Annotated in this window: 21 protein-coding genes, 3 tRNA genes, 3 rRNA genes, 1 other RNA gene, 1 pseudogene and 1 other annotated feature; of the genes and pseudogenes, 24 read left to right on the forward strand and 5 right to left on the reverse strand. The window is 43.0% G+C overall.

The window, feature by feature from the left end:
* Nucleotides 1-28: 28 nt before the first annotated feature.
* Nucleotides 29-1,507, reverse strand: coding sequence for a PLP-dependent aminotransferase family protein (locus tag ACQYAC_RS13165; RefSeq protein ID WP_268498369.1), 1,479 nt, complete (start codon nt 1,505-1,507; stop codon nt 29-31).
* Between the two features lie 245 nt (nt 1,508-1,752).
* Between ACQYAC_RS13165 and pdxS the strand changes: the two genes are divergently transcribed.
* From pdxS to ACQYAC_RS13190, 5 genes and pseudogenes are all read left to right on the forward strand, one after another.
* Nucleotides 1,753-2,637 (forward strand): pyridoxal 5'-phosphate synthase lyase subunit PdxS, encoded by an 885-nt coding sequence (gene pdxS / locus ACQYAC_RS13170; RefSeq protein ID WP_034666107.1) that lies wholly within the window; start codon nt 1,753-1,755, stop codon nt 2,635-2,637.
* 21 nt (nt 2,638-2,658) lie between these two features.
* Nucleotides 2,659-3,249, forward strand: coding sequence for a pyridoxal 5'-phosphate synthase glutaminase subunit PdxT (gene pdxT, locus ACQYAC_RS13175; RefSeq protein ID WP_339164669.1), 591 nt, complete (start codon nt 2,659-2,661; stop codon nt 3,247-3,249).
* A 53-nt stretch (nt 3,250-3,302) separates the two neighbouring features.
* Nucleotides 3,303-3,519 (forward strand) — a binding site (T-box leader).
* Between the two features lie 49 nt (nt 3,520-3,568).
* Nucleotides 3,569-4,843 carry a serine--tRNA ligase gene (serS, locus tag ACQYAC_RS13180; RefSeq protein WP_169057716.1) on the forward strand — a complete coding sequence of 425 codons (1,275 nt, stop codon included), beginning with the start codon at nt 3,569-3,571 and terminating at the stop codon, nt 4,841-4,843.
* A gap of 597 nt (nt 4,844-5,440) precedes the next feature.
* Nucleotides 5,441-5,776: pseudogene (locus tag ACQYAC_RS13185) on the forward strand (methyl-accepting chemotaxis protein); the annotation flags it as partial.
* Between the two features lie 129 nt (nt 5,777-5,905).
* A tRNA-Ser gene (locus ACQYAC_RS13190) sits at nt 5,906-5,998 on the forward strand.
* An 89-nt stretch (nt 5,999-6,087) separates the two neighbouring features.
* On the opposite strand, the gene ACQYAC_RS13195 is transcribed toward ACQYAC_RS13190, so the two are convergent.
* The 4 genes from ACQYAC_RS13195 to ACQYAC_RS13210 all read right to left on the reverse strand — a co-directional run bounded on the left by ACQYAC_RS13195 (nt 6,088) and on the right by ACQYAC_RS13210 (nt 9,348).
* Complete coding sequence (locus ACQYAC_RS13195) at nt 6,088-6,747, reverse strand: deoxynucleoside kinase (protein ID WP_058015902.1); 660 nt, start codon at nt 6,745-6,747, stop codon at nt 6,088-6,090.
* Nucleotides 6,744-7,367: a deoxynucleoside kinase gene (locus ACQYAC_RS13200; protein WP_058015901.1), complete on the reverse strand. Its 624-nt coding sequence runs from the start codon at nt 7,365-7,367 to the stop codon at nt 6,744-6,746. Before ACQYAC_RS13200 ends, ACQYAC_RS13195 begins: the two co-directional genes overlap by 4 nt.
* A gap of 79 nt (nt 7,368-7,446) precedes the next feature.
* Nucleotides 7,447-8,694 carry a glycosyl hydrolase family 18 protein gene (locus ACQYAC_RS13205; RefSeq protein WP_429943958.1) on the reverse strand — a complete coding sequence of 416 codons (1,248 nt, stop codon included), beginning with the start codon at nt 8,692-8,694 and terminating at the stop codon, nt 7,447-7,449.
* 99 nt (nt 8,695-8,793) lie between these two features.
* Nucleotides 8,794-9,348, reverse strand: a complete 555-nt coding sequence (locus ACQYAC_RS13210) for an isochorismatase family cysteine hydrolase (protein ID WP_429943456.1) — start codon at nt 9,346-9,348, stop codon at nt 8,794-8,796.
* Between the two features lie 79 nt (nt 9,349-9,427).
* Between ACQYAC_RS13210 and tadA the strand changes: the two genes are divergently transcribed.
* The 19 genes from tadA to ACQYAC_RS13305 all read left to right on the forward strand — a co-directional run bounded on the left by tadA (nt 9,428) and on the right by ACQYAC_RS13305 (nt 24,284).
* Nucleotides 9,428-9,904: a tRNA adenosine(34) deaminase TadA gene (gene tadA, locus ACQYAC_RS13215; protein WP_058015899.1), complete on the forward strand. Its 477-nt coding sequence runs from the start codon at nt 9,428-9,430 to the stop codon at nt 9,902-9,904.
* Nucleotides 9,905-9,980: 76 nt separating this feature from the next.
* Nucleotides 9,981-10,245, forward strand: an RNA gene (gene ffs / locus ACQYAC_RS13220) — signal recognition particle sRNA large type.
* 329 nt (nt 10,246-10,574) lie between these two features.
* Nucleotides 10,575-12,287, forward strand: a complete 1,713-nt coding sequence (gene dnaX / locus ACQYAC_RS13225) for a DNA polymerase III subunit gamma/tau (RefSeq protein WP_003218100.1) — start codon at nt 10,575-10,577, stop codon at nt 12,285-12,287.
* A gap of 26 nt (nt 12,288-12,313) precedes the next feature.
* Nucleotides 12,314-12,637, forward strand: coding sequence for a YbaB/EbfC family nucleoid-associated protein (locus ACQYAC_RS13230; RefSeq protein ID WP_008342011.1), 324 nt, complete (start codon nt 12,314-12,316; stop codon nt 12,635-12,637).
* Nucleotides 12,638-12,652: 15 nt separating this feature from the next.
* Nucleotides 12,653-13,249: a recombination protein RecR gene (gene recR / locus ACQYAC_RS13235; protein ID WP_003218094.1), complete on the forward strand. Its 597-nt coding sequence runs from the start codon at nt 12,653-12,655 to the stop codon at nt 13,247-13,249.
* An 18-nt stretch (nt 13,250-13,267) separates the two neighbouring features.
* On the forward strand, nt 13,268-13,492 hold the full coding sequence (locus ACQYAC_RS13240) for a YaaL family protein (RefSeq protein ID WP_003218088.1): 225 nt from the start codon (nt 13,268-13,270) through the stop codon (nt 13,490-13,492).
* Between the two features lie 66 nt (nt 13,493-13,558).
* Entirely contained in the window at nt 13,559-13,822 is a 264-nt protein-coding gene (locus ACQYAC_RS13245) for a pro-sigmaK processing inhibitor BofA family protein (protein ID WP_008342006.1), read from the forward strand.
* A gap of 276 nt (nt 13,823-14,098) precedes the next feature.
* Nucleotides 14,099-15,647: ribosomal RNA gene (locus ACQYAC_RS13250) — 16S ribosomal RNA — on the forward strand.
* 95 nt (nt 15,648-15,742) lie between these two features.
* Nucleotides 15,743-15,819, forward strand: a tRNA-Ile gene (locus tag ACQYAC_RS13255).
* A 14-nt stretch (nt 15,820-15,833) separates the two neighbouring features.
* A tRNA-Ala gene (locus ACQYAC_RS13260) sits at nt 15,834-15,909 on the forward strand.
* Nucleotides 15,910-16,007: 98 nt separating this feature from the next.
* A 23S ribosomal RNA gene (locus ACQYAC_RS13265) occupies nt 16,008-18,938 on the forward strand.
* Between the two features lie 61 nt (nt 18,939-18,999).
* A 5S ribosomal RNA gene (gene rrf, locus ACQYAC_RS13270) occupies nt 19,000-19,115 on the forward strand.
* The 16S, 23S and 5S rRNA genes sit together here with 2 tRNA genes alongside, the layout of an rRNA operon.
* A gap of 171 nt (nt 19,116-19,286) precedes the next feature.
* Complete coding sequence (locus ACQYAC_RS13275; protein WP_058015823.1) at nt 19,287-19,478, forward strand: sigma factor G inhibitor Gin; 192 nt, start codon at nt 19,287-19,289, stop codon at nt 19,476-19,478.
* Between the two features lie 128 nt (nt 19,479-19,606).
* Nucleotides 19,607-20,221, forward strand: a complete 615-nt coding sequence (locus ACQYAC_RS13280) for a 5-bromo-4-chloroindolyl phosphate hydrolysis family protein (protein WP_429943457.1) — start codon at nt 19,607-19,609, stop codon at nt 20,219-20,221.
* Nucleotides 20,222-20,241: 20 nt separating this feature from the next.
* A complete protein-coding gene (locus ACQYAC_RS13285) occupies nt 20,242-21,300 on the forward strand; it encodes a toxic anion resistance protein (protein ID WP_429943458.1) in 1,059 nt (352 codons plus the stop codon).
* A gap of 77 nt (nt 21,301-21,377) precedes the next feature.
* A complete protein-coding gene (locus tag ACQYAC_RS13290; RefSeq protein WP_429943459.1) occupies nt 21,378-22,787 on the forward strand; it encodes an aminotransferase class I/II-fold pyridoxal phosphate-dependent enzyme in 1,410 nt (469 codons plus the stop codon).
* On the forward strand, nt 22,784-23,422 hold the full coding sequence (gene tmk, locus ACQYAC_RS13295) for a dTMP kinase (RefSeq protein WP_058015826.1): 639 nt from the start codon (nt 22,784-22,786) through the stop codon (nt 23,420-23,422). The genes ACQYAC_RS13290 and tmk overlap by 4 nt, the downstream gene beginning before the upstream one ends.
* A gap of 79 nt (nt 23,423-23,501) precedes the next feature.
* Nucleotides 23,502-23,831 (forward strand): cyclic-di-AMP receptor, encoded by a 330-nt coding sequence (locus tag ACQYAC_RS13300; RefSeq protein WP_012008640.1) that lies wholly within the window; start codon nt 23,502-23,504, stop codon nt 23,829-23,831.
* Between the two features lie 12 nt (nt 23,832-23,843).
* The gene (locus ACQYAC_RS13305) at nt 23,844-24,284 is read left to right on the forward strand and encodes a YaaR family protein (protein WP_058015827.1); all 441 of its coding nucleotides are present in this window, start codon (nt 23,844-23,846) and stop codon (nt 24,282-24,284) included.
* Nucleotides 24,285-24,291: the final 7 nt, after the last annotated feature.

Genomic DNA, 24,291 nt, shown 5'->3' on the forward strand with positions numbered 1-24,291 from the left:
TCTATGTATGAGAGCAGTTTTTTTATCGTTAAAAGAAAAGTGATTGTTTGTGATTTTGAGGAGTGGACAAGGCTTGCTGAAAAATACCACATAATTTTTCCACGCCTTCAGATAGCGCTTTTTCATTCACATAAGAAAAGCTGAGGCGGATATAGTTTTGCTTCGGCTCCCCAGGATAGCACACAGAGCCAGGCAGAAAGGTGATTTGCTGTTTGCGTGCCTCATGCAGCAGTGCACGTGTATCAACCCAGGAAGGAAAGCTAAGCCATAAATTGAGCCCACCCTGAGGGATTTGCCACGTCACATCTTTTGGTGCATGCTTCGTTAATACATCTATCATTAAATCACGTCTCACCTTCAAGGCGGTTCGCAGCTTTTTTGTATGATCAATCATTTTCTTTGAAGTCAGAAATGGCAGAATGGCTTTTTGTGTGAGAAGAGGGCTGCCTAAATCATTATTGGCCTTTGCAGCTAATAAACGATTAAATATCGAGCCTGAAGCAGTAATAATCCCAATTCTGCATCCTGGAGCAAGTGTTTTACTTAAACCGCGTAAATAAATGACATGTCCATCATGATCCAGACTTTTAATAGGTGCAGGCGGCTTCTTTTCGAAATATAGCTCACGATAAGGATCATCCTCTACAATGAGACAATCAATACTTTGAGCCAGTAAGAGAAGTTGTTTTCTGCGTTTCATTGACATACTTGCGCCTGTCGGACTGTGAAAAGTAGGAATCGTGTAGATGAGCTTTGGTTTATACTTATCACAAATGCTTTGAAGCTGCTTCATGTTCATTCCTTCATGATCAACAGGGACTGTAATAATTCTTGCCCCTCTACCCATAAAGACGTCAATGGCGCCTGGATAGGTTGGTGCTTCCATGACAACTACATCATCAGGACCGATAAACGCACGTGCGACCAAATCAAGCCCTTGCTGAGAACCACTAGTTACAAGGATATTCTCAGGAGTAGAAGGCACATCCAACTTTTCTAAAAAAGACTGAATGACTTGCCGAAGCTGAAGATCCCCTTGAATTTCCCCATACTTAGACATGATTTGAGGATGTCTGGCTAGGACATGCTGCATTTCCTTTTCTAAATACCGGTTTGGCAAAAGCCCTGGATCGATCATAGAGGAAGAAAGGTTGATCGCTTCTTCGACATAGTGATACTGAGCAAATTGAGATCGTGGTAAATAATCCGGAATGGATAACTGCCAGTCAAAAGAGGTAGATGACGGAACCGGAACATCTGACTGCTTTTGCAGCTCATCCACAAACGTTCCTTTCCCTTGCACAGTCGTTAAATATCCGTCGTCCTTCAGCCGAGTGTATGCCTTTGCTGCCGTGACAAGACTCACATTCAGCTGCTTTGCCAAATCACGCACAGTTGGCAGCTTATCTCCCTGTTGAAGCAAACCCGATTGGATATGATCAATGATTGAAAAGTAAATCTGATTTGAAAGCGATGTATCAGAATGTCGATGGATATCAATATGCATGAGAAACCTCCATTGAGTGCAAAATTGTTATACATGAATTTGAATTGTTATAGTTGTATTATAGCATGTAAATGACACTTCAAAGAAAGAATGACATATTTTTAGCAGGTAATCGTTTATATACAAGGGTTTAAGCTTTTTTTTCGGCTGATTAAATTGTTATACTATTCTCTTTATTGTTATACTGTCTCGCTTGTATGATAAAGGGGTAAATTAATCGAATTGATAAATGGGAGGAAACTATTGTGAGCAATAAGGGAACTGAACGAGTGAAACGTGGAATGGCAGAAATGCAAAAGGGTGGCGTCATTATGGATGTCGTCAATGCTGAACAGGCGAAGATTGCAGAAGAAGCAGGTGCGGTGGCAGTTATGGCACTAGAACGCGTACCAGCGGATATCCGTGCAGCCGGCGGTGTTGCCCGTATGGCAGACCCAAGAATCGTAGAAGAAGTACAAAATGCAGTAACGATTCCAGTCATGGCAAAAGCACGTATCGGCCATATCGTCGAGGCTCGTGTTCTTGAAGCACTTGGTGTTGATTATATTGATGAGAGTGAAGTGCTGACGCCCGCAGATGAGGAGTTCCATTTAAATAAAAATGAATACACAGTACCTTTCGTTTGTGGTTGCCGTGATTTAGGTGAAGCAACCCGTCGTATTGCAGAAGGCGCTTCTATGCTTCGTACAAAAGGAGAGCCTGGGACAGGCAACATTGTAGAAGCTGTCCGTCATATGAGAAAGGTCAATGCTCAAATTCGTAAAGTAGCAGCAATGAGTGAAGATGAATTGATGACAGAAGCGAAGAACCTAGGAGCACCGTATGAATTATTGCTTCAAATCAAAAAAGACGGCAAGCTCCCAGTTGTTAACTTTGCAGCGGGAGGCGTTGCGACACCAGCAGATGCTGCGTTAATGATGCAGCTTGGAGCAGACGGTGTATTTGTTGGATCTGGTATTTTTAAATCAGACAATCCAGCGAAATTTGCAAAAGCCATTGTTGAAGCAACGACTCACTTCACAGATTACCGTCTCATTGCAGAACTTTCAAAAGAGCTTGGAACAGCCATGAAAGGAATTGAAATCTCAAATCTACTGCCAGAAGAGCGTATGCAAGAGCGTGGCTGGTAATTAAGGGAGCGGCAAACGAACATGCTAACAATTGGTGTATTAGGGCTTCAAGGAGCCGTGAGAGAGCATATTCAATCGATTGAAGCCTGTGGCGCAGAAGGGAAGATCATCAAACGAGCAGAAGAGCTAGCATCTGTTGACGGTCTTATTATTCCTGGTGGAGAAAGTACGACGATGAGAAGACTCATGGATACGTACCAATTCATTGAACCGATCAAATCGTTCGCTGCAGAAGGGAAACCGATCTTCGGAACATGTGCCGGCTTGATTATGCTGGCAACGCATATAGAAGATCGAGACGATGCGCATCTTGGACTGTTACATGTATCTGTTGCACGGAATTCATTTGGCAGACAGGTAGACAGCTTTGAAGCAGATTTAGAAGTAAAAGGACTGGATGTGCCGTTTACGGGAGTGTTCATCCGTGCGCCTCATATTATCAGCGCAGATGAGAGCGTAGACATCATGGCCGAATATGATGGCAGGATTGTCATGGCGAAGGAAAACAATATCTTAGGCTGTTCTTTTCATCCAGAGCTGACAGACGACCACCGATTAACACAGCTGTTTGTTGAAATGGTGAAGTCCTATAAAACGAAGCTTGCTGTATAAAACGGTTGAAAAGAGATAAAACTTATAGTACATTAAAATCACAATCAAAGATCGAAAAAGCGTTGACGGGAAATAGTAAGAAGCCCCTCTTTCTCAGAGAGCCGATGGTTGGTGCGAATCGGTGAAAGATGCAGTCTGAATCCATCCTTGAGCGAAATGCTGAAACACGAGAAGTAAGCATTTACGGTGATACCGTTACAGAGGAAAGAGGAAAGCATGCTTCTGCATGTTTTCAATCAGGGTGGCAACGCGAGAGCTCTCGTCCCTTTCATGGGATGAGGGCTCTTTTTATTTTTCGATAAAAAAAGGAGTGTTATACATGCTGGATATTAAACAACTGCGCACGGACTTTGATCAAATCAAAGAAAAATTAGCACACCGAGGCGAAGATTTAGCAGATTTTGATAAGTTTGGTGAGCTGGATCAAAAAAGAAGAGAACTAATCGGAAAAACAGAAGAATTAAAGAGCAGAAGAAATGAAGTATCACAGCAAGTGGCTGTTCTAAAAAGAGAAAAGAAAGACGCCGATCACATTATTCAAGAAATGCGTGAGGTAGGAGATGAGATTAAGAAGCTGGATGATGAGCTAAGAACAGTAGAAGAAAGCTTGCAGCACATCTTATTCTCTATTCCGAATATCCCTCATGACACTGTACCCGTTGGGGAAACAGAAGATGACAACGTGGAAGTGAGAAAATGGGGCGAACAGCCTGCATTCTCATTTGAGCCAAAGCCACATTGGGACGTAGCGGATGAACTAAACATTCTCGATTTTGAACGTGCAGGAAAAGTCACAGGAAGCCGTTTCGTTTTTTATAAAGGGCTTGGCGCACGCTTAGAGCGCGCACTATACAACTTTATGCTCGATTTGCACGTAGATGAGTTTGGTTTTACTGAAGTGCTTCCACCTTACATGGTCAATAGAGCAAGCATGACAGGGACTGGACAGCTTCCAAAATTCGAAGAGGATGCCTTTAAAATCCGTGAAGAAGATTATTTCCTCATTCCAACAGCTGAAGTACCTATTACCAACATGCACCGTGATGAAATTCTTGAAGGGGAACAGCTGCCAATCAATTATGCAGCATTCAGTGCTTGCTTTAGATCAGAGGCTGGATCTGCCGGCAGAGATACACGCGGACTTATCCGTCAGCATCAATTTAATAAGGTAGAGCTTGTGAAATTTGTAAGACCTGAAGATTCTTATGAAGAATTAGAGAAACTAACAAACCAAGCAGAAAAAGTCCTTCAGCTATTAAATCTGCCATACCGTGTCATGAGCATGTGTACCGGAGATTTAGGCTTCACGGCTGCGAAAAAATACGACATCGAAGTATGGATTCCGAGCCAAGATACGTATCGTGAAATTTCTTCTTGCAGTAACTTCGAAGCGTTCCAAGCAAGACGTGCAAACATTCGATTCCGTCCAGAGCCTAAAGCAAAGCCAGAACATGTGCACACATTAAATGGATCTGGTTTAGCAGTAGGAAGAACTGTGGCGGCCATTTTAGAAAACTATCAACAAGAGGACGGTACTGTGATTATTCCTGAAGTACTGCGTCCTTATATGGGAAATAAAGAAGTAATTAAATAAGATGCCGCTATGGCATCTTATTTCTTTTTCCCAAAAGTCCTACAGTTTTCCTAAATTTAGCCGATAGAAATACTAAAAGCTTCTAGGAAAGAAGGAATAACCTTGAATAGGCTTGACTATTATGTTGAAATGGCTCAATTAGTTAGGAAAGTTCTAGATGAAAGTATCCTTTTCGGCATCACTGATACAGAGAAGGTGCTTTGTTACTATCCGTCTAACACAATAGATTTTGGCATGAAGGTTGGAGACCCATTGAACCCAGAAGACCAAAACGTGGCGACGACATTAAGAGGACAGGAATATGACGGTCATTTACCAGAGTCTTTATATGGTTATGAAATTGCAGTAAAAGGTTACCCGATCTTTGATGAAAATAGAAAAGTAATTGGCTCTTTTTTAGTGGCATTTTCACATCATCGTGAAAAGAAACTAAGTGGTTATATGGAACATATCAATGATGTAGCGAAAGAACTTCAAAGTGGAATCGAGCAAATTGCTGCGCATTCACAAGAGCTGGCAGCCACAAGTTTAGAAATAAGCGAACAGGCAGGAAGAGCGGAAGAGAAATCCGCAAATATTGAAGAAGTCGTCAAAACCATTGGCGGGATTGCTAGACAAACCAACTTGCTAGGCCTAAATGCTGCAATTGAAGCAGCAAGAGCAGGTGAGAATGGAAAAGGATTTGCTGTCGTAGCTGATGAAGTTCGTAAATTATCAGATGGCTCAAAGGAAGCGGCTGAAACCATTAATACCTTCTTAAAAGAGATCCAAGACAGCATTGGCACTTTGTCTGAAAACATCTCACAAATCAGCAGCTCAACAAATGAACAAGCCAAACAAGTGACAGACTTTACGAAAATTATCGAATCATTAAATGAGTTTAAAGAAGAGATGAATCATTTTATTGAAGAGATTAGACAGGATACAAAATAGATCAAGAGCAGCCGTCGATGGCTGCTTTTTTATGGTCAGATTCTCATGCCAAAATACCTTATTGAAATTTTTTTCGAAAAGGTGTTGACTTGAAATAAATCGATATGGTATATTAATTCTTGTCGATACGGAGGAATACCCAAGTCCGGCTGAAGGGATCGGTCTTGAAAACCGACAGGGGTGTCAAAGCCCGCGGGGGTTCGAATCCCTCTTCCTCCGCCATATTGATTTTTTACCTTAGTTGAATTGAAACGCAAGCATAAAAATTGGAATTGTCAAACCGCTGCATTCGCGAAATGCAGCGGTTTTTTTTATTTTGTTTTAGAGCGATTTTTTTGAATAACAGAAGCTATTTCATGAAGAATGGGCTCAAGTGAGCTTTCATCATGAAGTAAGTCGTAATCTTCAATGTTAATTTTAATCACTGGACATAAATCGAATTGTTCGATCCATTCCGTGTATCGCGTGTACATTTCCTCCCAATAGGCTCGATCCGTTTGAGTTTCCATCTCTCTGCCGCGTTCCTCAATACGATGTAAAATATGATCTAAATCCCCGTGTAAATAGATAAGAACATCAGGGTGAGGGAAGTAAGGTGTCATCACCATCGCATCGAATAGACTCGTATACGTTTCATAATCTACTTCAGACATCGTACCTTTGTCCGCATGCATTTTTGCGAAAATGCCCGTGTCCTCATAAATTGAACGATCTTGCACATATCCTCCACCAGATTCAAAAATCCGCTTTTGCTCCTTAAAACGCTCAGCTAGGAAATAAACCTGTAAATGGAAGCTCCATCTTTGGAAATCTGAATAAAAGGGCTCTAAGTATGGGTTATCATCTACTTTTTCAAGAGAGGTTTGAAAGCCGAGCTTGTCCGCTATTGTTTTAGTCATAGTTGATTTTCCGACACCAACAGTCCCGGCGATTGTGATCACTGCATCCTTTGGTATTTCGATATTGTTCATAGCACTTGCTCCTTTATGTTCTGTACAATTTGCTGGTAATCTTGCTGTGAGGAAACGAAGTCTGTATGATCTCCTTCAATTGTAATGATAGGAAGCCCTGGGTCAGTCTGTTTTAAATGTTCAATGGCCAGCTCATAATCTTCAATGAGTGTTTTTAAATAAGCCGGGTCAATGTCTTCTTCAAAAGAGCGTCCTCTCATCTGTATTCTTTCAAGTAAGGTAGGAAGGCTCGCTTTTATATAGATGATGGCATTTGGTTTAGGAAGATCATCTGTTAGCAGGTGATAGATCTTTCTGTATTTGTCCATGTGCTTTTTTGATAATGTTCTTTCTGCAAATATCATATTTTTATAGACATGATAATCAGTGACAATCGGCTGCTGTTGATTCACATAGGTTTCTTGAATAGATTCTAATTGTTTGAATCGATTGCATAAAAAGAACATCTCAAGCTGAAAGCTCCATTGTTCCATATCTTCATAAAATTTATCTAAGAATGGATTTTCTTCTACAATCTCTTTTACTAAAGGAAATTGAAATTCCTTCGCAAGCATTGTAGCCAAAGTTGTTTTTCCGGCTCCAATCGGGCCTTCCACTGCAATAAAAGGGGCAGGATACATAGGCGTTCTCCTCTATCTATAAAGTTGTCAAACCAATGTATATTGTACCATACCCCTTCCGAGAGATAGAGCGAACGGATTACGATGTCGTTCTTTTTTCAATATTAAATTGATCTGATAATAAGAGCCAATTTTGAGGAAAGGATAGACCTAATTTCCAATAAGCAATTCCATTCAAGTTTAACTCTTTGATGAGGTTGAACTTTGCTTGAATTGATCTAGCATCTTCGAACCATACCTCATGCTCTTTATTATTGGCATCTGTATAACGAAAATAAGGTGCTTGTGCTGTTTCGTCATATAGAATGGAGGCATTATTATTTCTAGCGATTGCAATCGCTTGTTGGGGACTGACAGCTTTAGCAATCGGACCGCCTTGAACGTAAGGAAGCGTCCAATCATAGCCGTATAAGTTCTGGCCCATAACAATTTTATTAGCTGGAATAACGGTCAGTGCATATTCAATGACTTGGCGGACAGGTCCAATGGGAGAGACTGCTTGCGCAGGGCCGCCGCTGTATCCCCATTCGTAGGTCATTAATACAACATGATCGACGATCTTCCCAATGGCTTCATAGTCATGAGCTTCATACCATTTCCCCTTTTGCTGACTACTTGTTTTAGGGGCAAGTGCAACAGATATTGTCCATCCTTCTTGATGGAAGCGGGTTGTTGCCTCTCTTAAAAATTGAATGTAGGCATCTTTATCAGCGGGACGTAAATATTCAAAATCAAAATGGATTTCTCTTAATTGATACTTTTTTGCAACACGAACGATTTCATTTAAAAATGTGGCTTTGACAGATTGGTTATTCAAAAGAATTTGCCCAAGTTCATCACTGAATTTATCATTCTCTAGATTAGTCACCACCATGGATAAAACGGTTCTGCTCTGAGCGGCTATTTGAGGTAGCTGATCTAACGGTGGTTCTTTCAGTGTTCCATCTCTTTGCGCTTGAAAACTAAAGGCGCCTAAATGCGTTAAATATGGAGAGGCCTCTCTAGCTGCTTGTTTTAAGTTTTCACTGACTTGATTTCCTCGTGGTTCAATGTAAGCATTCGAATTAATGTTCCTTTTAGGTCTTTGAGGAATATAGAGCAAGAAGCGAATAGGAAGTATCGCTTCAGGCCGTATTCTATTCACACGTGCCAACTCTTCCACTGAAATTCGAAATCGTCTTCCAATTTGATAAAGTGTGTCATTTTGTTTGACCTCATAAAATTGTCCTCTAATTGGAATGACAATTGTTTGTCCAATGACGAGTTGATTTGGTGTTTCAATATCGTTGGTACGGATGATTTCATTGACTGTTGTTTTAAAACGCATGGCAATTTCGTTTAAAGTATCTCCTCTTTTGACAACATAAATTTGAATAGTCAACGCCCCCTTTGTTATTGCTAACAATTTATGAGGGTTATGGATAAATCATGTTTGATTTTCATTCGTGATCTCTTTAGCAGTGGTGATTTTTGCTAGTAGAACGTTCTCCATCATCGTTAAAGCATATTCGTTGTCTCTATTGTCATTTGATGCGATACAATCTTTAGGTACAATTAAGTTGTATTCTCGCATGTATGCGTCATTTGCAGTGAACAGAACGCAAATGTTTCCTGCAATTCCGGTCAAAATGATGTCTTGCACACCTAATTCATTTAAGAGTGTCTCTAATGCAGTTCCATAGAAGGCAGAATGCTTTGGTTTAATTAAGAAGTAATTATCTTTAGATGGTGCCATTTTCTCTAAAATAAGGGCGCTTCTTTCGTTCTTGCATGTTTCCATCACAGCTTGAATATCAGCCTTCCAGAGACCATAGTGGTCGTTGATATAGATGATCGGCCAATTTTCCTTGAAAGCATGATCTTTAAGAGCTAAAATCTTATTGGTCATTTGCTCTGTTTTATCAGCGAGCACATGTCCCATTTCAAAATCAAAATTATTAATCATGTCGATAATAAGCAGTGCCTTTTGGTGCTTTTGCAAAGTAAGACCCCCTTTAAAAGATTGTGCTAATATGTTAACCTCAATATCCTTTTAAAAAACATGAAAAGAGAGCCGTGCTATGACGAGAGATGAACAGTTTATGCAAGAAGCTATTTCTGAAGCCTTAAAAGCAGAACAAATAGGAGAAGTACCAATCGGTGCCATCATCGTTTTAGATGACCAAATTGTGAGCCGCGCTCATAATTTAAGGGAAACAGAGCAGCGTTCAATTGCACATGCAGAATTACTTGCTATTGATGAAGCGTGTAAAACGACTGGAAGCTGGCGTTTAGAAGATGCCGTACTTTATGTGACGCTTGAACCATGCCCTATGTGTGCGGGAGCTATTGTCCTTTCTAGAGTGAAAAAGGTCGTTTTCGGTGCATACGATCCAAAAGGTGGATGTGCAGGTACTTTAATGAATTTACTGGATGATGAACGGTTCAATCATCAGTCTGAAGTCATTGGTGGTGTACTTGAAAATGAGTGTGGTGAGCTGTTAAGTCAGTTCTTCCGAAATCTCCGTCAACGAAAGAAACAAGCTAAAAGTAAATGAATGGATGTCGTTTGCAATTTCGACTATAAGAAGGTATACTTATGTCTGCGTCACTAACAATTTAATATTCATTTTGCCGTGCTAAGCGGGGAGGTAGCGGTGCCCTGTACTCGCAATCCGCTCTAGCGAGGCCGAATCCCTTCTCAAGGTTCGTTTACTTCAAGGTCTGCCTTAAATAAGTGGTGTTGACGTCTGGGTCCTGCGCAATGGGAATTCATGAACCATGTCAGGTCCGGAAGGAAGCAGCATTAAGTGAAACCTCTCATGTGCCGCAGGGTTGCCTGGGCCGAGCTAACTGTTTAAGTAACGCTTGGGGTAGCGAATCGACAGAAGGTGCACGGTAAATCAATATTAAATGTAACTCATCTAGTTAATCTAGGTGAGTTTTTTGTTGCTGTTTAAAGAATAGTTCAGCTGCTTTTTTTATACAAATAGTCAAAAAATCTTTTTTGAGTCTTTTTGTTTTTTATTAATCACAATGGGAACTAGTGTTCTTATTGGCGTGGCAGATCAATTCGAAAATCTAGAAAACAGGTTTTTGATTCACAGAAAGTAGAAAATCTATAGTTGAAATCATCATTTTCGTTTATTAGAAAATAAAGGTGTGCTTTTGAATTGATCGGTGCATCATGTATAATAAAAAAGATGATAAATGGAGGAGGGCGTATTTGTGAGTTATCAAGCTTTGTATCGAGTGTTCAGACCTCAAGTTTTTGAGGATGTTGTTGGACAAGAACACATCACAAAAACGTTGCAAAATGCCCTTTTGCAGAAGAAGTTTTCTCATGCTTACTTATTTTCAGGTCCTAGAGGAACAGGTAAAACAAGTGCTGCTAAAATCTTTGCGAAGGCAGTGAACTGTGAAAAGTCACCTGTGAGTGAACCTTGTAATGAATGTGATGCCTGTAAAGGGATTACAAACGGCTCGATTTCAGATGTGATCGAAATAGATGCTGCCTCAAACAACGGCGTAGATGAAATCCGTGATATACGTGATAAAGTGAAGTTTGCACCTTCGGCGGTTACATATAAGGTTTATATTATAGATGAAGTACATATGCTCTCTATCGGGGCGTTTAATGCCCTTCTTAAAACGTTAGAGGAGCCGCCCGCTCATTGTATCTTTATTTTGGCTACCACAGAGCCTCATAAGATTCCTCTTACCATCATATCTCGTTGTCAGAGATTTGATTTTAAACGAATTACGACAAAAGATATTGTTGGAAGAATGCAGAAAATTGTAGATGCAGAAAGCCTAAATGTACAAGAGGGCTCGCTCGAGATTATCGCTAGTGCAGCTGATGGTGGTATGCGTGATGCACTAAGCCTCTTAGATCAAGCCATTTCATTTAGTGGTGAGCAACTGACAATTGATGATGCGCTGCTCATTACAGGAGCTGTTTCTCAGCAATTCATTAGTCAGCTAGCCGAAGCAATTTTTGATCAAAATATTGCCGTGGCGTTAGATACCTTAAATGAATTACTTCAGCAGGGGAAAGATGCTGCTAAATTAATCGAGGACATGATTTTTTATTTTAGAGATATGCTGCTTTATAAAACAGCACCAGATTTGGAAGGGGTCCTTGAAAAGGTAAAGGTCGATGAAAATTTCGTGACGCTTTCGGATCGTGTGACACCTCAATTTCTATATGAAACAATTGAAGTGCTGAATAAAAGTCACCAAGAAATGAAATGGACGAATCATCCGAGGATTTTCTTTGAGGTAGCTGTTGTTAAGCTATGTCAGTCAACGGCTGGAATACCGCAAGCTCATGCTAACGCTGATTTAACGACGCTAACGGATAAAATAGACAGGTTGGAACAGGAGCTATCTAGGATAAGAGCTGAGGGTGTGCCAATGTCTCATTCTCATCATCCTCAAGAAAAAAAGGAAGCACCTCGACCACAAACGAGTAACAAAAATGGATATCGTGCACCTGTCGGCCGAATTCACGAGATTCTAAAAGAAGCAAAACGTCCAGAATTAGAAAAAATTAAAGGCAAATGGGGAGAACTCCTTGCCCACTTGAAACAGCAGAATAAGGTGTCTCACGCTGCACTATTAACGGACAGTGAACCAGTTGCTGCTGCTACTCATGCCTTTGTTTTAAAATTCAAGTTTGAAATACATTGTAAAATGGTTGCTGAAGATAAAAGTGGTGTTCGAACCAACCTTGAGCAGCTATTAGAGTCTATGTTAGGTAAAAGAGTGGAATTAGTTGGCGTTCCTGACGCTCAATGGGGTAAAATAAGAGAAGAATTTTTAAGAGATCATCAGCCGGATGAACAGGCAGATGGTCAGGGGACTTCTGCTGAAGAAGATCCGTTGATTGCAGAAGCTAAGAAGTTAGTAGGAACCGATTTAATTGAAATTAAAGATTAATAAAAATGAAAGAGAGTGGTGTTCATATGCGTGGTGGAATGGGAAATATGCAAAAAATGATGAAACAAATGCAAAAAATGCAAAAGGATATGGCTAAGGCTCAAGAAGAGCTTGCAGAAAAAGTCCTTGAAGGTACAGCAGGTGGCGGTATGGTCACTGTAAAAGTAAATGGACAAAAAGAAGTTGTCGATGTAGCAATCAATGAAGAAGTTGTTGATCCAGAAGATATCGATATGCTTCAAGATCTTGTACTTGCAGCAACAAACGACGCATTGAAAAAAGTGGATGAGTTAACAAATGAAACAATGGGTCAATTCACAAAAGGAATGAACATGCCAGGTTTATTCTAGGAGGAATAACTGAAGATGCAATATCCTGAACCAATATCAAAGCTGATTGACAGCTTTATGAAATTGCCAGGAATCGGACCAAAAACTGCGGTCCGTCTGGCTTTTTTTGTTCTTAGTATGCAGGAAGATGTCGTACTAGATTTCGCGAAGGCGCTTGTTAACGCAAAGCGTAATTTAACTTATTGCTCGGTATGCGGCCATATCACAGATCAAGATCCTTGCTATATTTGTGAAGATACAAGAAGAGATCAATCTGTTATCTGTGTAGTGCAAGATCCAAAAGATGTGATCGCAATGGAAAAGATGAAAGAATACAACGGCTTATATCATGTGCTTCATGGTGCCATTTCGCCGATGGATGGCATTGGCCCAGAGGATATTAAAATTCCTGACCTGTTAAAAAGATTGCAAGACGATCAAGTGACAGAGGTAATACTTGCAACCAATCCAAACATTGAAGGAGAGGCTACAGCCATGTATATCTCTAGATTGTTGAAACCATCAGGAATTAAACTCTCTCGTATTGCTCACGGACTACCAGTAGGTGGAGATTTAGAGTATGCGGATGAAGTCACACTGTCTAAAGCTCTAGAGGGCAGACGTGAGATGTAGGAAGGAGAAGTACGGTACATGGGTTTTCTTCGCAGAAAATCAATTCGAAAAGAATTCGATGAGAAATTAATTCAACAGCTTTTTAAGCAAAAGGAAGAATGGAACAGACAAAAAAAGCTTGTCGCAAATAGCGTTGAGCCTTCACCGGACATTCTATTCGAATTAAAGCTTGCTCAAGCGAAGTACTTTTTCTATCTAAGAGAAGCGAAAAAGAGGAATTTACGTTTAAACAACTGGAGATAGCAGGTCTATTTTAGATAGTCCTCTCATATGCTTGTACTATTCTTATGAAGAGGAGATGAGAGGATTATGGAACCTGTTATTGTGATCGGATCAATTTTGCTAGCTGTGCTATTGTTGTTTATGTCAGGTGTTCAAGCGAACCCCTTCAAATGGTTAGGGCTGATCGGAGTTAAGTTTGTGGCAGGTGCTCTTTTTTTATTTTGCCTCAATCTATTTGGTGAGAGTCTAGGATTACATGTTTCTATTAACCCTGTAACAAGTGGAATCAGTGGTTTATTGGGCATCCCAGGCGTAGCAGCTTTAGTCGTAATTGAAAAATTTATTATTTAATGAAAAATATTGTTGACTTTGATCCTGTATGGTGGTAAATTAGTATACGTCGCTGATGACGAAGAAACGAAAAAACATGATAACAAAAAAGTTGTTGACATTAACAATTTAAATATGGTATGATGTTCTAGTCGCTTCTGAAGCGGTAAACAAGTTCTTTGAAAACTAAACAAGACAAAACGTACCTGTTAATTCGAGTTTTTATAAAAAAATCCTATGAAATATCATAGGTAGTCAGTCAAACGCTGACGAAAAACAAAACTTCGGTTTTGTACTTTTTCGGAGAGTTTGATCCTGGCTCAGGACGAACGCTGGCGGCGTGCCTAATACATGCAAGTCGAGCGAACAGAAGGGAGCTTGCTCCCGGATGTTAGCGGCGGACGGGTGAGTAACACGTGGGTAACCTGCCTGTAAGACTGGGATAACTCCGGGAAACCGGAGCTAATACCGGATAGTTCCTTGAACCGCATGGTTCAAGGATGAAAGACGGTTTCGGCTGTCACTTACAGATGGACCCGCGGCGCATTAGCTAGTTGGTGGGGTAATGGCTCACCAAGGCGACGATGCGTAGCCGACCTGAGAGGGTGATCGGCCACACTGGGACTGAGACACGGCCCAGACTCCTACGGGAGGCAGCAGTAGGGAATCTTCCGCAATGGACGAAAGTCTGACGGAGCAACGCCGCGTGAGTGATGAAGGTTTTCGGATCGTAAAGCTCTGTTGTTAGGGAAGAACAAGTGCGAGAGTAACTGCTCGCACCTTGACGGTACCTAACCAGAAAGCCACGGCTAACTACGTGCCAGCAGCCGCGGTAATACGTAGGTGGCAAGCGTTGTCCGGAATTATTGGGCGTAAAGGGCTCGCAGGCGGTTTCTTAAGTCTGATGTGAAAGCCCCCGGCTCAACCGGGGAGGGTCATTGGAAACTGGGAAACTTGAGTGCAGAAGAGGAGAGTGGAATTCCACGTGTAGCGGTGAAATGCGTAGAGATGTGGAGGAACACCAGTGGCGAAGGCGACTCTCTGGTCTGTAACTGACGCTGAGGAGCGAAAGCGTGGGGAGCGAACAGGATTAGATACCCTGGTAGTCCACGCCGTAAACGATGAGTGCTAAGTGTTAGGGGGTTTCCGCCCCTTAGTGCTGCAGCTAACGCATTAAGCACTCCGCCTGGGGAGTACGGTCGCAAGACTGAAACTCAAAGGAATTGACGGGGGCCCGCACAAGCGGTGGAGCATGTGGTTTAATTCGAAGCAACGCGAAGAACCTTACCAGGTCTTGACATCCTCTGACAACCCTAGAGATAGGGCTTTCCCTTCGGGGACAGAGTGACAGGTGGTGCATGGTTGTCGTCAGCTCGTGTCGTGAGATGTTGGGTTAAGTCCCGCAACGAGCGCAACCCTTGATCTTAGTTGCCAGCATTTAGTTGGGCACTCTAAGGTGACTGCCGGTGACAAACCGGAGGAAGGTGGGGATGACGTCAAATCATCATGCCCCTTATGACCTGGGCTACACACGTGCTACAATGGACAGAACAAAGGGCTGCGAGACCGCAAGGTTTAGCCAATCCCATAAATCTGTTCTCAGTTCGGATCGCAGTCTGCAACTCGACTGCGTGAAGCTGGAATCGCTAGTAATCGCGGATCAGCATGCCGCGGTGAATACGTTCCCGGGCCTTGTACACACCGCCCGTCACACCACGAGAGTTTGCAACACCCGAAGTCGGTGAGGTAACCTTTATGGAGCCAGCCGCCGAAGGTGGGGCAGATGATTGGGGTGAAGTCGTAACAAGGTAGCCGTATCGGAAGGTGCGGCTGGATCACCTCCTTTCTAAGGATATATGGAGCAGTGTGCGTTTTCGTCTTGTTTAGTTTTGAAGGAACTTGCAAAAGATCCTACAACATCATATCTTCGATATGAAAGATGGGCCTGTAGCTCAGCTGGTTAGAGCGCACGCCTGATAAGCGTGAGGTCGGTGGTTCGAGTCCACTCAGGCCCACCATCTTCTATTAAATCGGGGCCTTAGCTCAGCTGGGAGAGCGCCTGCCTTGCACGCAGGAGGTCAGCGGTTCGATCCCGCTAGGCTCCACCAACGTGTTCTTTGAAAACTAGATAACAATAAGTAATACATTCACATTGAATGCAATGCAAAGTTCATCACACATAGTGATTCTTTCTAAAGTAAGAAATGGTTAAGTTAGAAAGGGCGCACGGTGGATGCCTTGGCACTAGGAGCCGATGAAGGACGGGACGAACACCGATATGCTTCGGGGAGCTGTAAGCAAGCTTTGATCCGGAGATTTCCGAATGGGGAAACCCACTGCTCGTAATGGAGTAGTATCCATACTTGAATACATAGAGTATGAGAAGGCATACCCGGGGAACTGAAACATCTAAGTACCCGGAGGAAGAGAAAGCAAATGCGATTCCCTGAGTAGCGGCGAGCGAAACGGGAACAGCCCAAACCAAGAGGCTTGCCTCTTGGGGTTGTAGGACACTCTATACGGAGTTACAAAGGAACGATATAAGCGAAGAGGTCTGGAAAGGCCCGCCAAAGAAGGTAACAGCCCTGTAACTGAAATGTTGTTCTCTCCAGAGTGGATCCTGAGTACGGCGGAACACGTGAAATTCCGTCGGAATCCGGGAGGACCATCTCCCAAGGCTAAATACTCCCTAGTGACCGATAGTGAACCAGTACCGTGAGGGAAAGGTGAAAAGCACCCCGGAAGGGGAGTGAAATAGATCCTGAAACCGTGTGCCTACAAGTAGTCAGAGCCCGTTAAAGGGTGATGGCGTGCCTTTTGTAGAATGAACCGGCGAGTTACGATCCCGTGCAAGGTTAAGCAGAAGATGCGGAGCCGCAGCGAAAGCGAGTCTGAATAGGGCGCATGAGTACGTGGTCGTAGACCCGAAACCAGGTGATCTACCCATGTCCAGGGTGAAGTTCAGGTAACACTGAATGGAGGCCCGAACCCACGCACGTTGAAAAGTGCGGGGATGAGGTGTGGGTAGGGGTGAAATGCCAATCGAACCTGGAGATAGCTGGTTCTCTCCGAAATAGCTTTAGGGCTAGCCTCAAGGTAAGAGTCTCGGAGGTAGAGCACTGATTGGACTAGGGGCCCCTACCGGGTTACCGAATTCAGTCAAACTCCGAATGCCGATGACTTATCCTTGGGAGTCAGACTGCGAGTGATAAGATCCGTAGTCGAAAGGGAAACAGCCCAGACCGCCAGCTAAGGTCCCAAAGTATACGTTAAGTGGAAAAGGATGTGGAGTTGCTTAGACAACCAGGATGTTGGCTTAGAAGCAGCCACCATTTAAAGAGTGCGTAATAGCTCACTGGTCGAGTGACTCTGCGCCGAAAATGTACCGGGGCTAAACGTATCACCGAAGCTGCGGACTGTTCTTACGAACAGTGGTAGGAGAGCGTTCTAAGTGCTGTGAAGTCAGACCGGAAGGACTGGTGGAGCGCTTAGAAGTGAGAATGCCGGTATGAGTAGCGAAAGACGGGTGAGAATCCCGTCCACCGAATGCCTAAGGTTTCCTGAGGAAGGCTCGTCCGCTCAGGGTTAGTCGGGACCTAAGCCGAGGCCGAAAGGCGTAGGCGATGGACAACAGGTTGATATTCCTGTACCACCTCCTCACCATTTGAGCAATGGGGGGACGCAGGAGGATAGGGTAAGCGCGGTATTGGATATCCGCGTCCAAGCAGTTAGGCTGGGAAATAGGCAAATCCGTTTCCCGTGAAGGCTGAGCTGTGATGGCGAGCGAAATTTAGTAGCGAAGTTCCTGATTCCACACTGCCAAGAAAAGCCTCTAGCGAGGTGAGAGGTGCCCGTACCGCAAACCGACACAGGTAGGCGAGGAGAGAATCCTAAGGTGATCGAGAGAACTCTCGTTAAGGAACTCGGCAAAATGACCCCGTAACTTCGGGAGAAGGGGTGCTTCTTAGGGTGTTAAAGCCCCGAGAAGCCGCAGTGAATAGGCCCAGGCGACTGTTTAGCAAAAACACAGGTCTCTGCGAAGCCGTAAGGCGAAGTATAGGGGCTGACGCCTGCCCGGTGCTGGAAGGTTAAGAGGAGCGCTTAGCGTAAGCGAAGGTGCGAATTGAAGCCCCAGTAAACGGCGGCCGTAACTATAACGGTCCTAAGGTAGCGAAATTCCTTGTCGGGTAAGTTCCGACCCGCACGAAAGGCGCAACGATCTGGGCACTGTCTCAACGAGAGACTCGGTGAAATTATAGTACCTGTGAAGATGCAGGTTACCCGCGACAGGACGGAAAGACCCCGTGGAGCTTTACTGCAGCCTGATATTGAATGTTGGTACAGCTTGTACAGGATAGGTAGGAGCCTTGGAAACCGGAGCGCTAGCTTCGGTGGAGGCATCGGTGGGATACTACCCTGGCTGTATTGACCTTCTAACCCGCTGCCCTTATCGGGCAGGGAGACAGTGTCAGGTGGGCAGTTTGACTGGGGCGGTCGCCTCCTAAAATGTAACGGAGGCGCCCAAAGGTTCCCTCAGAATGGTTGGAAATCATTCGCAGAGTGTAAAGGCACAAGGGAGCTTGACTGCGAGACCTACAAGTCGAGCAGGGACGAAAGTCGGGCTTAGTGATCCGGTGGTTCCGCATGGAAGGGCCATCGCTCAACGGATAAAAGCTACCCCGGGGATAACAGGCTTATCTCCCCCAAGAGTCCACATCGACGGGGAGGTTTGGCACCTCGATGTCGGCTCATCGCATCCTGGGGCTGTAGTCGGTCCCAAGGGTTGGGCTGTTCGCCCATTAAAGCGGTACGCGAGCTGGGTTCAGAACGTCGTGAGACAGTTCGGTCCCTATCCGTCGCGGGCGCAGGAAATTTGAGAGGAGCTGTCCTTAGTACGAGAGGACCGGGATGGACGCACCGCTGGTGTACCAGTTGTTCTGCCAAGGGCATCGCTGGGTAGCTATGTGCGGACGGGATAAGTGCTGAAAGCATCTAAGCATGAAGCCCCCCTCAAGATGAGATTTCCCATTCCGCAAGGAAGTAAGATCCCTGAAAGATGATCAGGTTGATAGGTCTGAGGTGGAAGCGTGGTGACACGTGGAGCTGACAGATACTAATAGATCGAGGACTTAACCTATATTCTATTGTGAAGTTTGAACATTGTTATCTAGTTTTGAGAGAACATTCTCTCCATCAGGTTTGGTGGCGATAGCGAAGAGGTCACACCCGTTCCCATACCGAACACGGAAGTTAAGCTCTTCAGCGCCGATGGTAGTTGGGGGTCTCCCCCTGTGAGAGTAGGACGCCGCCAAGCTTGTCTAAGGATCAGTTCCGTATGGAACTGGTCTTTTTTGTTTTTTAAGAAAAGGAACAAACACCCGATCTGACATGGATACATATACTAAACTACCATCTAAAACATTCTTAATTTTGTATACAATTGAAAGCGCTAGGGCATACTGAAGCTATAAGTGGAGGTGTCACAATGGACAAAAAAGAGCGAGAAGCGATTTGTTTGATTTGTGAAGAGAACAAGACAAAGGGAATTTATTTATATCATCAGTTTTTGTGCCGAGACTGTGAGCGAAAGTTAATTTCTACATCGACCTCGGATCCTAGCTATTCCGATTATGTGAGAAAGCTCAAAAATCTTCATACGCCGCCTTTGTATTCATAGACCACTAGATGGTCTTTTTTTATGAGCTATGAAGGATTGGGCTTGTTTTTTGGAACTTAGTTTGGACATCATCCGTAATTCATAATAAGATAAACAGAGAGCCTGATTATTCATAGGAGTCGATAAACATGAAATCAATCTTTTATACATTTATATGGGCCATCCTCTCTACTTTTTTTTCGCTTGTGATTTTAACCGTCAGTATAGGGGTTTTCCATCATCATGCTGGATTATCGATACTGTATGCGATGATTGGGTGGGGTGTGGTGTTTGTAGGGAGCAGATGGACTGCTTTCCAATTGTTTTTAAAGAAACACGGACTGTCTCGTAGTGATTATGTATATATCAAACAGCATTTAAAAGAAGCAGGGCAAAAGCTTGTGCGTTTAAAAAAAGCTTTATTTGCTGTGAAAAACGTACAAACAATCAAACATAATTATGAAGTTTTTCGGCTTGCACGACGAATCTATACAATAACAAAAAAAGAGCCTAATCGTTTTTATGATGCTCAGCGTTTTTATTTTGAAAGCTTGGATTCTGTCGTTGAACTAACTGAGAAATATGCACTCTTGTATAATCAGCCTAATCGTAGTCATGAGCTGGAAATGACATTGAGCCAAACCCGAGTGACATTGACAGAGCTGCAAAAGCAATTGACGAATGATTTGCAGCAAGTGTTAGGAAGAGATATAGAAGCTCTTCATATTGAGCTTGAAGTAGCTGATAAAATGATGAAGAAATAGATGAAAGGAGTCAACACTCGATGAAACTGGAAGATCACGCCATAACACCGCCTACCCCCAATATAGATCTTCAGTTTCGGGTGTTTGATACCTTATCTGATGAAGAAAAAAAAGAAGCCGTGAAGCGAGCTCAGCAGATCCCTGACAATCCGCAAAAGCTCCTTTTCTATGGTACACGTGTGCAGGAACGACTATTGGAACAATCACAACAGATGATGAAATATGTTGAGAAAAAAGATATCGATCAAATAGGAGATGTGCTGGAGGCCTTTTTGCAGCAGTTGCATGTAGTGGAGCCTGAGGATTTAGTGCCAAAGAAACAGAGCATTTTTTTGAAATGGTTTCAACGAGATAAGCGATCTACTCAGGAGATCATATCACGTTTTCAACATGCAAAATCACAGATCGAGAGATTGTCAGCAAGGCTTCGTTATGCAAGAGGCGTATTAATCTCGGACCATATGTTATTAGAGCGTTTATTTGAAGAAAATCAAACTTATTTTCAAGAGATGACGATGCAGGTTGCCGCGGTTGAAGCGAAAATGTCAACGTTAGAGCAGCAGCCTCTTTCAGAAACGCAACTTTCTGTTGAACGGACAATAGAGGAGCAATTGATGAGTCAAGAAGTCAATGAAGAAGAGTATGTGGAGAGACTAAAGGAACGAAAGTATGATTTGCTGTTAAGCCGGCAAATTGCATTGCAATGTAATGCTCAAATTCGGATGATCCAGCATACGAATCATACATTGGCCAATCACATTCAATCAACTGTTTCAGCATCTATTCCTCTATGGATCAACCAAATGTCGATTGCATTAACGCATATTCAGCAGCGGGCCAATTCATCTCTTGAGAACCGAATCCAAAAAACATATGAAAATGTATCGAAACAGCAGGGGCAGATTCTTGAAGAGGCATCTTTAGCCCCTATAGATACATTGAAAAAGGTTCAAAGTCAATTAGCTGAAACATTACAGGAAACGTTACAGGTGAAAGAACATGGAAGCCAAGAGCGGGCTCAATTGAAAAGCAGTATGTATGAGGCAGAGCAGCAGTTGGCGAATCCAATAAAGGAATGAGAAACCATCTTTCGGTTCACTTGTTTGAACGTTATAATAGACTTAAGATATCGTTAAAGTGAAAAGGGTCGATTTGTTTGAGAACACCTTTATATACAGCATTAGCACAGCATGCGGAAAAGAAGCCTTATTCTTTTCACGTTCCAGGACATCACAATGGAGATGTCTTTTTTGATGAGGCACGGTCTCACTATGCTTCCATCCTTCAACTGGATGTGACGGAGCTTGAAGGTCTTGATGATCTTCATCATCCGACTGGGGTCATCCAAGAGGCAGAACATTTATTGACTAAGCTATATGGTTCAGATCAAAGTTTCTTCCTTGTGAATGGCACAACAGTCGGAAATTTGGCGATGGTGATGACAGCATGCCGCACGGGAGACGAGATTTTTGTCCAGCGTAATTGCCATAAGTCTGTCTTCCATGCGATCGAGCTGGCAGGGGCAACGCCTATTTTGATAGACGCTGAGATAGACGCACACTTGCACGTTCCAACACATGTGACGGATGATACAGTGAGAAAAGCCATAGCAAGACATCCTCATTGCCGGTCAATCGTTTTGACTTATCCGAACTACTACGGACATGCAGCTGATTTATCAAAGCTAATTCACATGTGTCATGAAGCAGGTATGGTTGTTTTGGTTGATGAGGCACATGGTGCGCATTTTGTATTGGGCGGCAGCTTTCCTCCATCTGCTCTTTCCTATGGAGCGGACGTGGTGGTACAATCAGCACATAAAACCCTTCCAGCAATGACGATGGGTTCCTATCTTCATCTTCAAGGGGATCGAATCGATGCGAAGCGTTTGAAAACCTTGCTGACGATGCTTCAAAGTAGTTCGCCCTCTTATCCAATTATGGCCTCATTAGATGTGGCAAGAGCTTATGTTGAGGAGATCAAAGGAAAAGGGACATTGGATGTAATTATGAAAGAACTGACAGAGCTGAAAGATCAGTTCAGCCGTTTGACCTATCTTGAAGTGGTAGAACCTGACACGCTATATTCCGATCCTTTAAAATGCGTCATTCGATCAACAAAAGGACTGACTGGTTACGAACTAAAACAGGTGCTTGAATCAGTGGATGTTCATCCAGAGCTTGCGGACGAACATCAAGTTTTACTTGTACTTAGCTTAGAACAGAGGAAAAACGTTCCTTTCAAGCGGATCGAGCAGGCTCTTAAGCAAAGTGATTCATTGCTCAAAGGGAAAAAACATATCCAAAATGAAACGGTATCTATTGAGACTGATATACTAAATCAAGACATAGAGGCTGTCCCATTTGAACAAGCAGCAGGCCGGGTGAGTGCAGAATCCATTATTCCCTATCCACCTGGTATTCCTTTGATGATTAAGGGAGAGCGCATTGAAATAGAACAAATTGAGGCGTTAAGCCGTTTGCTTGGTCACGAGGTTCATATTCAAGCAAGTCAGGTCATTCATCAGAGAAAATTATATGTTTATATAGAAGAGGAGACACTATGAGCGGTATGTTTATTACGTTTGAAGGGCCAGAGGGCGCCGGAAAAACGACAGTGATACGAAAAGTGTACGAAGAAATGGAACGTCAAGGATATGCAGTGATGGCGACACGCGAGCCGGGCGGCATTGACATTGCTGAGCAGATCCGTGAAGTTATTTTAAATGAAAAAAATACAAAAATGGATGCGAAAACAGAAGCATTGCTGTATGCAGCAGCAAGAAGGCAGCATTTGGCTGAAAAGGTAGAACCGGCATTGCAGCGCGGAGAGACTGTCTTATGTGATCGTTTTGTTGATAGCTCTCTTGCTTATCAAGGCTATGCGAGAGGACTTGGAATTGACCAAGTCAGATCAATTAACGACTTTGCTATTGATGGCACGATGCCGCAAATGACAATTTACTTTTCCATTACACCTGAGGAAGGGCTAAAGCGAATTCATGCCAATCAAGGAAGAGAAAAGAACCGATTAGACATGGAGACGCTGAATTTCCACCAGTTGGTTAGAGAAGGCTATGAATTGCTTATTGCGCAATCACCAGAACGATTCCGCGTTGTGGATGCTTCTCAGCCGATGCAGGATGTCTATGAAGAAGTACTTCGAGTGATTCAGGACACATTAAAGAAAAATCAAATATGACCTCATTCCCAATCGTTGTTATAATATAGAGGAAGACATCGGCATGTCACCTGTGCCTAAAACAAAGGAGGCCAATCAAATGAAATTAATTGTTGCCGTTGTACAGGACCAAGATAGCAGCAAGTTGTTGAAAATATTGACTGAACATCAATTCGGCGTGACAAAATTAGCTTCAACTGGTGGGTTTTTAAAGTCTGGAAACACGACTTTTATCATTGGTTGTGATGATGTCCGAGTGGATAAAGCGTTACAGCTTATAAAAGAAAATTGCCGTAAACGTGATCAAATGATTGCACCTGTATCTCCAATGGGTGGTAACGCAGATTCATATGTACCATACCCTGTTGAGGTTGAAGTTGGTGGAGCTACTGTCTTTATTCTGCCAGTTGAACAATTTCATCAATTCTAAGGATGGGTTGCTGTGAAAATTAATCAAGATATGCGGCTGCTTTTAGAAAAGCGTGAACTCCAAGGCATTAAAGGAAGCCAAACATCTGCCTCCTTTAAAGCATCGATGGAGACGCAAAGCGGCAAAATGCGCTTAGAGCAGCTGACGGTTATGCTAAGTGATATCGAAGTGTTCGGTAAAAAGCTGACAAAGTCACGAAACTTAAAGGACTTGGCTAGGTTTAAAGGTCTTGTGAAGCGCTTTGTGAAAGAGACAGTCGATAATGGATTAAATATAGAAACATCAAGAAGCTTTGACATTTATGGCAACACGCGTACACTCGCTTTAGTCAAAGCATTAGATGAAAAGCTGATTGAATTAACAGAGGATATGATGGACCAAGAGAAGCCATCTATTGATTTGCTTGAACGTATTGGAGAAATAAAAGGTTTATTGATTAACCTTTACACATAGAGAGTGA

Origin of the sequence: Bacillus sp. MM09(2025), assembly GCF_050496725.1 — a bacterium.
In the GTDB taxonomy this organism is placed as follows: Bacteria; Bacillota; Bacilli; order Bacillales; family Bacillaceae; genus Bacillus; species Bacillus pumilus.

What these genes read in the sequence shown, in the direction of transcription:
- recR (WP_003218094.1), top strand. Translation starts at nt 12,653, where the DNA reads ATGCAATATCCTGAACCAATATCAAAGCTGATTGACAGCTTTATGAAA.
- ACQYAC_RS13165 (WP_268498369.1), bottom strand. Translation starts at nt 1,507, where the DNA reads ATGCATATTGATATCCATCGACATTCTGATACATCGCTTTCAAATCAG.
- ACQYAC_RS13205 (WP_429943958.1), bottom strand. Translation starts at nt 8,694, where the DNA reads ATGCGTTTTAAAACAACAGTCAATGAAATCATCCGTACCAACGATATT.
- ACQYAC_RS13195 (WP_058015902.1), bottom strand. Translation starts at nt 6,747, where the DNA reads ATGAACAATATCGAAATACCAAAGGATGCAGTGATCACAATCGCCGGG.
- pdxT (WP_339164669.1), top strand. Translation starts at nt 2,659, where the DNA reads ATGCTAACAATTGGTGTATTAGGGCTTCAAGGAGCCGTGAGAGAGCAT.
- ACQYAC_RS13275 (WP_058015823.1), top strand. Translation starts at nt 19,287, where the DNA reads ATGGACAAAAAAGAGCGAGAAGCGATTTGTTTGATTTGTGAAGAGAAC.
- tadA (WP_058015899.1), top strand. Translation starts at nt 9,428, where the DNA reads ATGACGAGAGATGAACAGTTTATGCAAGAAGCTATTTCTGAAGCCTTA.
- ACQYAC_RS13230 (WP_008342011.1), top strand. Translation starts at nt 12,314, where the DNA reads ATGCGTGGTGGAATGGGAAATATGCAAAAAATGATGAAACAAATGCAA.
- tmk (WP_058015826.1), top strand. Translation starts at nt 22,784, where the DNA reads ATGAGCGGTATGTTTATTACGTTTGAAGGGCCAGAGGGCGCCGGAAAA.
- ACQYAC_RS13280 (WP_429943457.1), top strand. Translation starts at nt 19,607, where the DNA reads ATGAAATCAATCTTTTATACATTTATATGGGCCATCCTCTCTACTTTT.
- ACQYAC_RS13300 (WP_012008640.1), top strand. Translation starts at nt 23,502, where the DNA reads ATGAAATTAATTGTTGCCGTTGTACAGGACCAAGATAGCAGCAAGTTG.
- ACQYAC_RS13245 (WP_008342006.1), top strand. Translation starts at nt 13,559, where the DNA reads ATGGAACCTGTTATTGTGATCGGATCAATTTTGCTAGCTGTGCTATTG.
- serS (WP_169057716.1), top strand. Translation starts at nt 3,569, where the DNA reads ATGCTGGATATTAAACAACTGCGCACGGACTTTGATCAAATCAAAGAA.
- ACQYAC_RS13285 (WP_429943458.1), top strand. Translation starts at nt 20,242, where the DNA reads ATGAAACTGGAAGATCACGCCATAACACCGCCTACCCCCAATATAGAT.
- ACQYAC_RS13200 (WP_058015901.1), bottom strand. Translation starts at nt 7,367, where the DNA reads ATGTATCCTGCCCCTTTTATTGCAGTGGAAGGCCCGATTGGAGCCGGA.
- ACQYAC_RS13240 (WP_003218088.1), top strand. Translation starts at nt 13,268, where the DNA reads ATGGGTTTTCTTCGCAGAAAATCAATTCGAAAAGAATTCGATGAGAAA.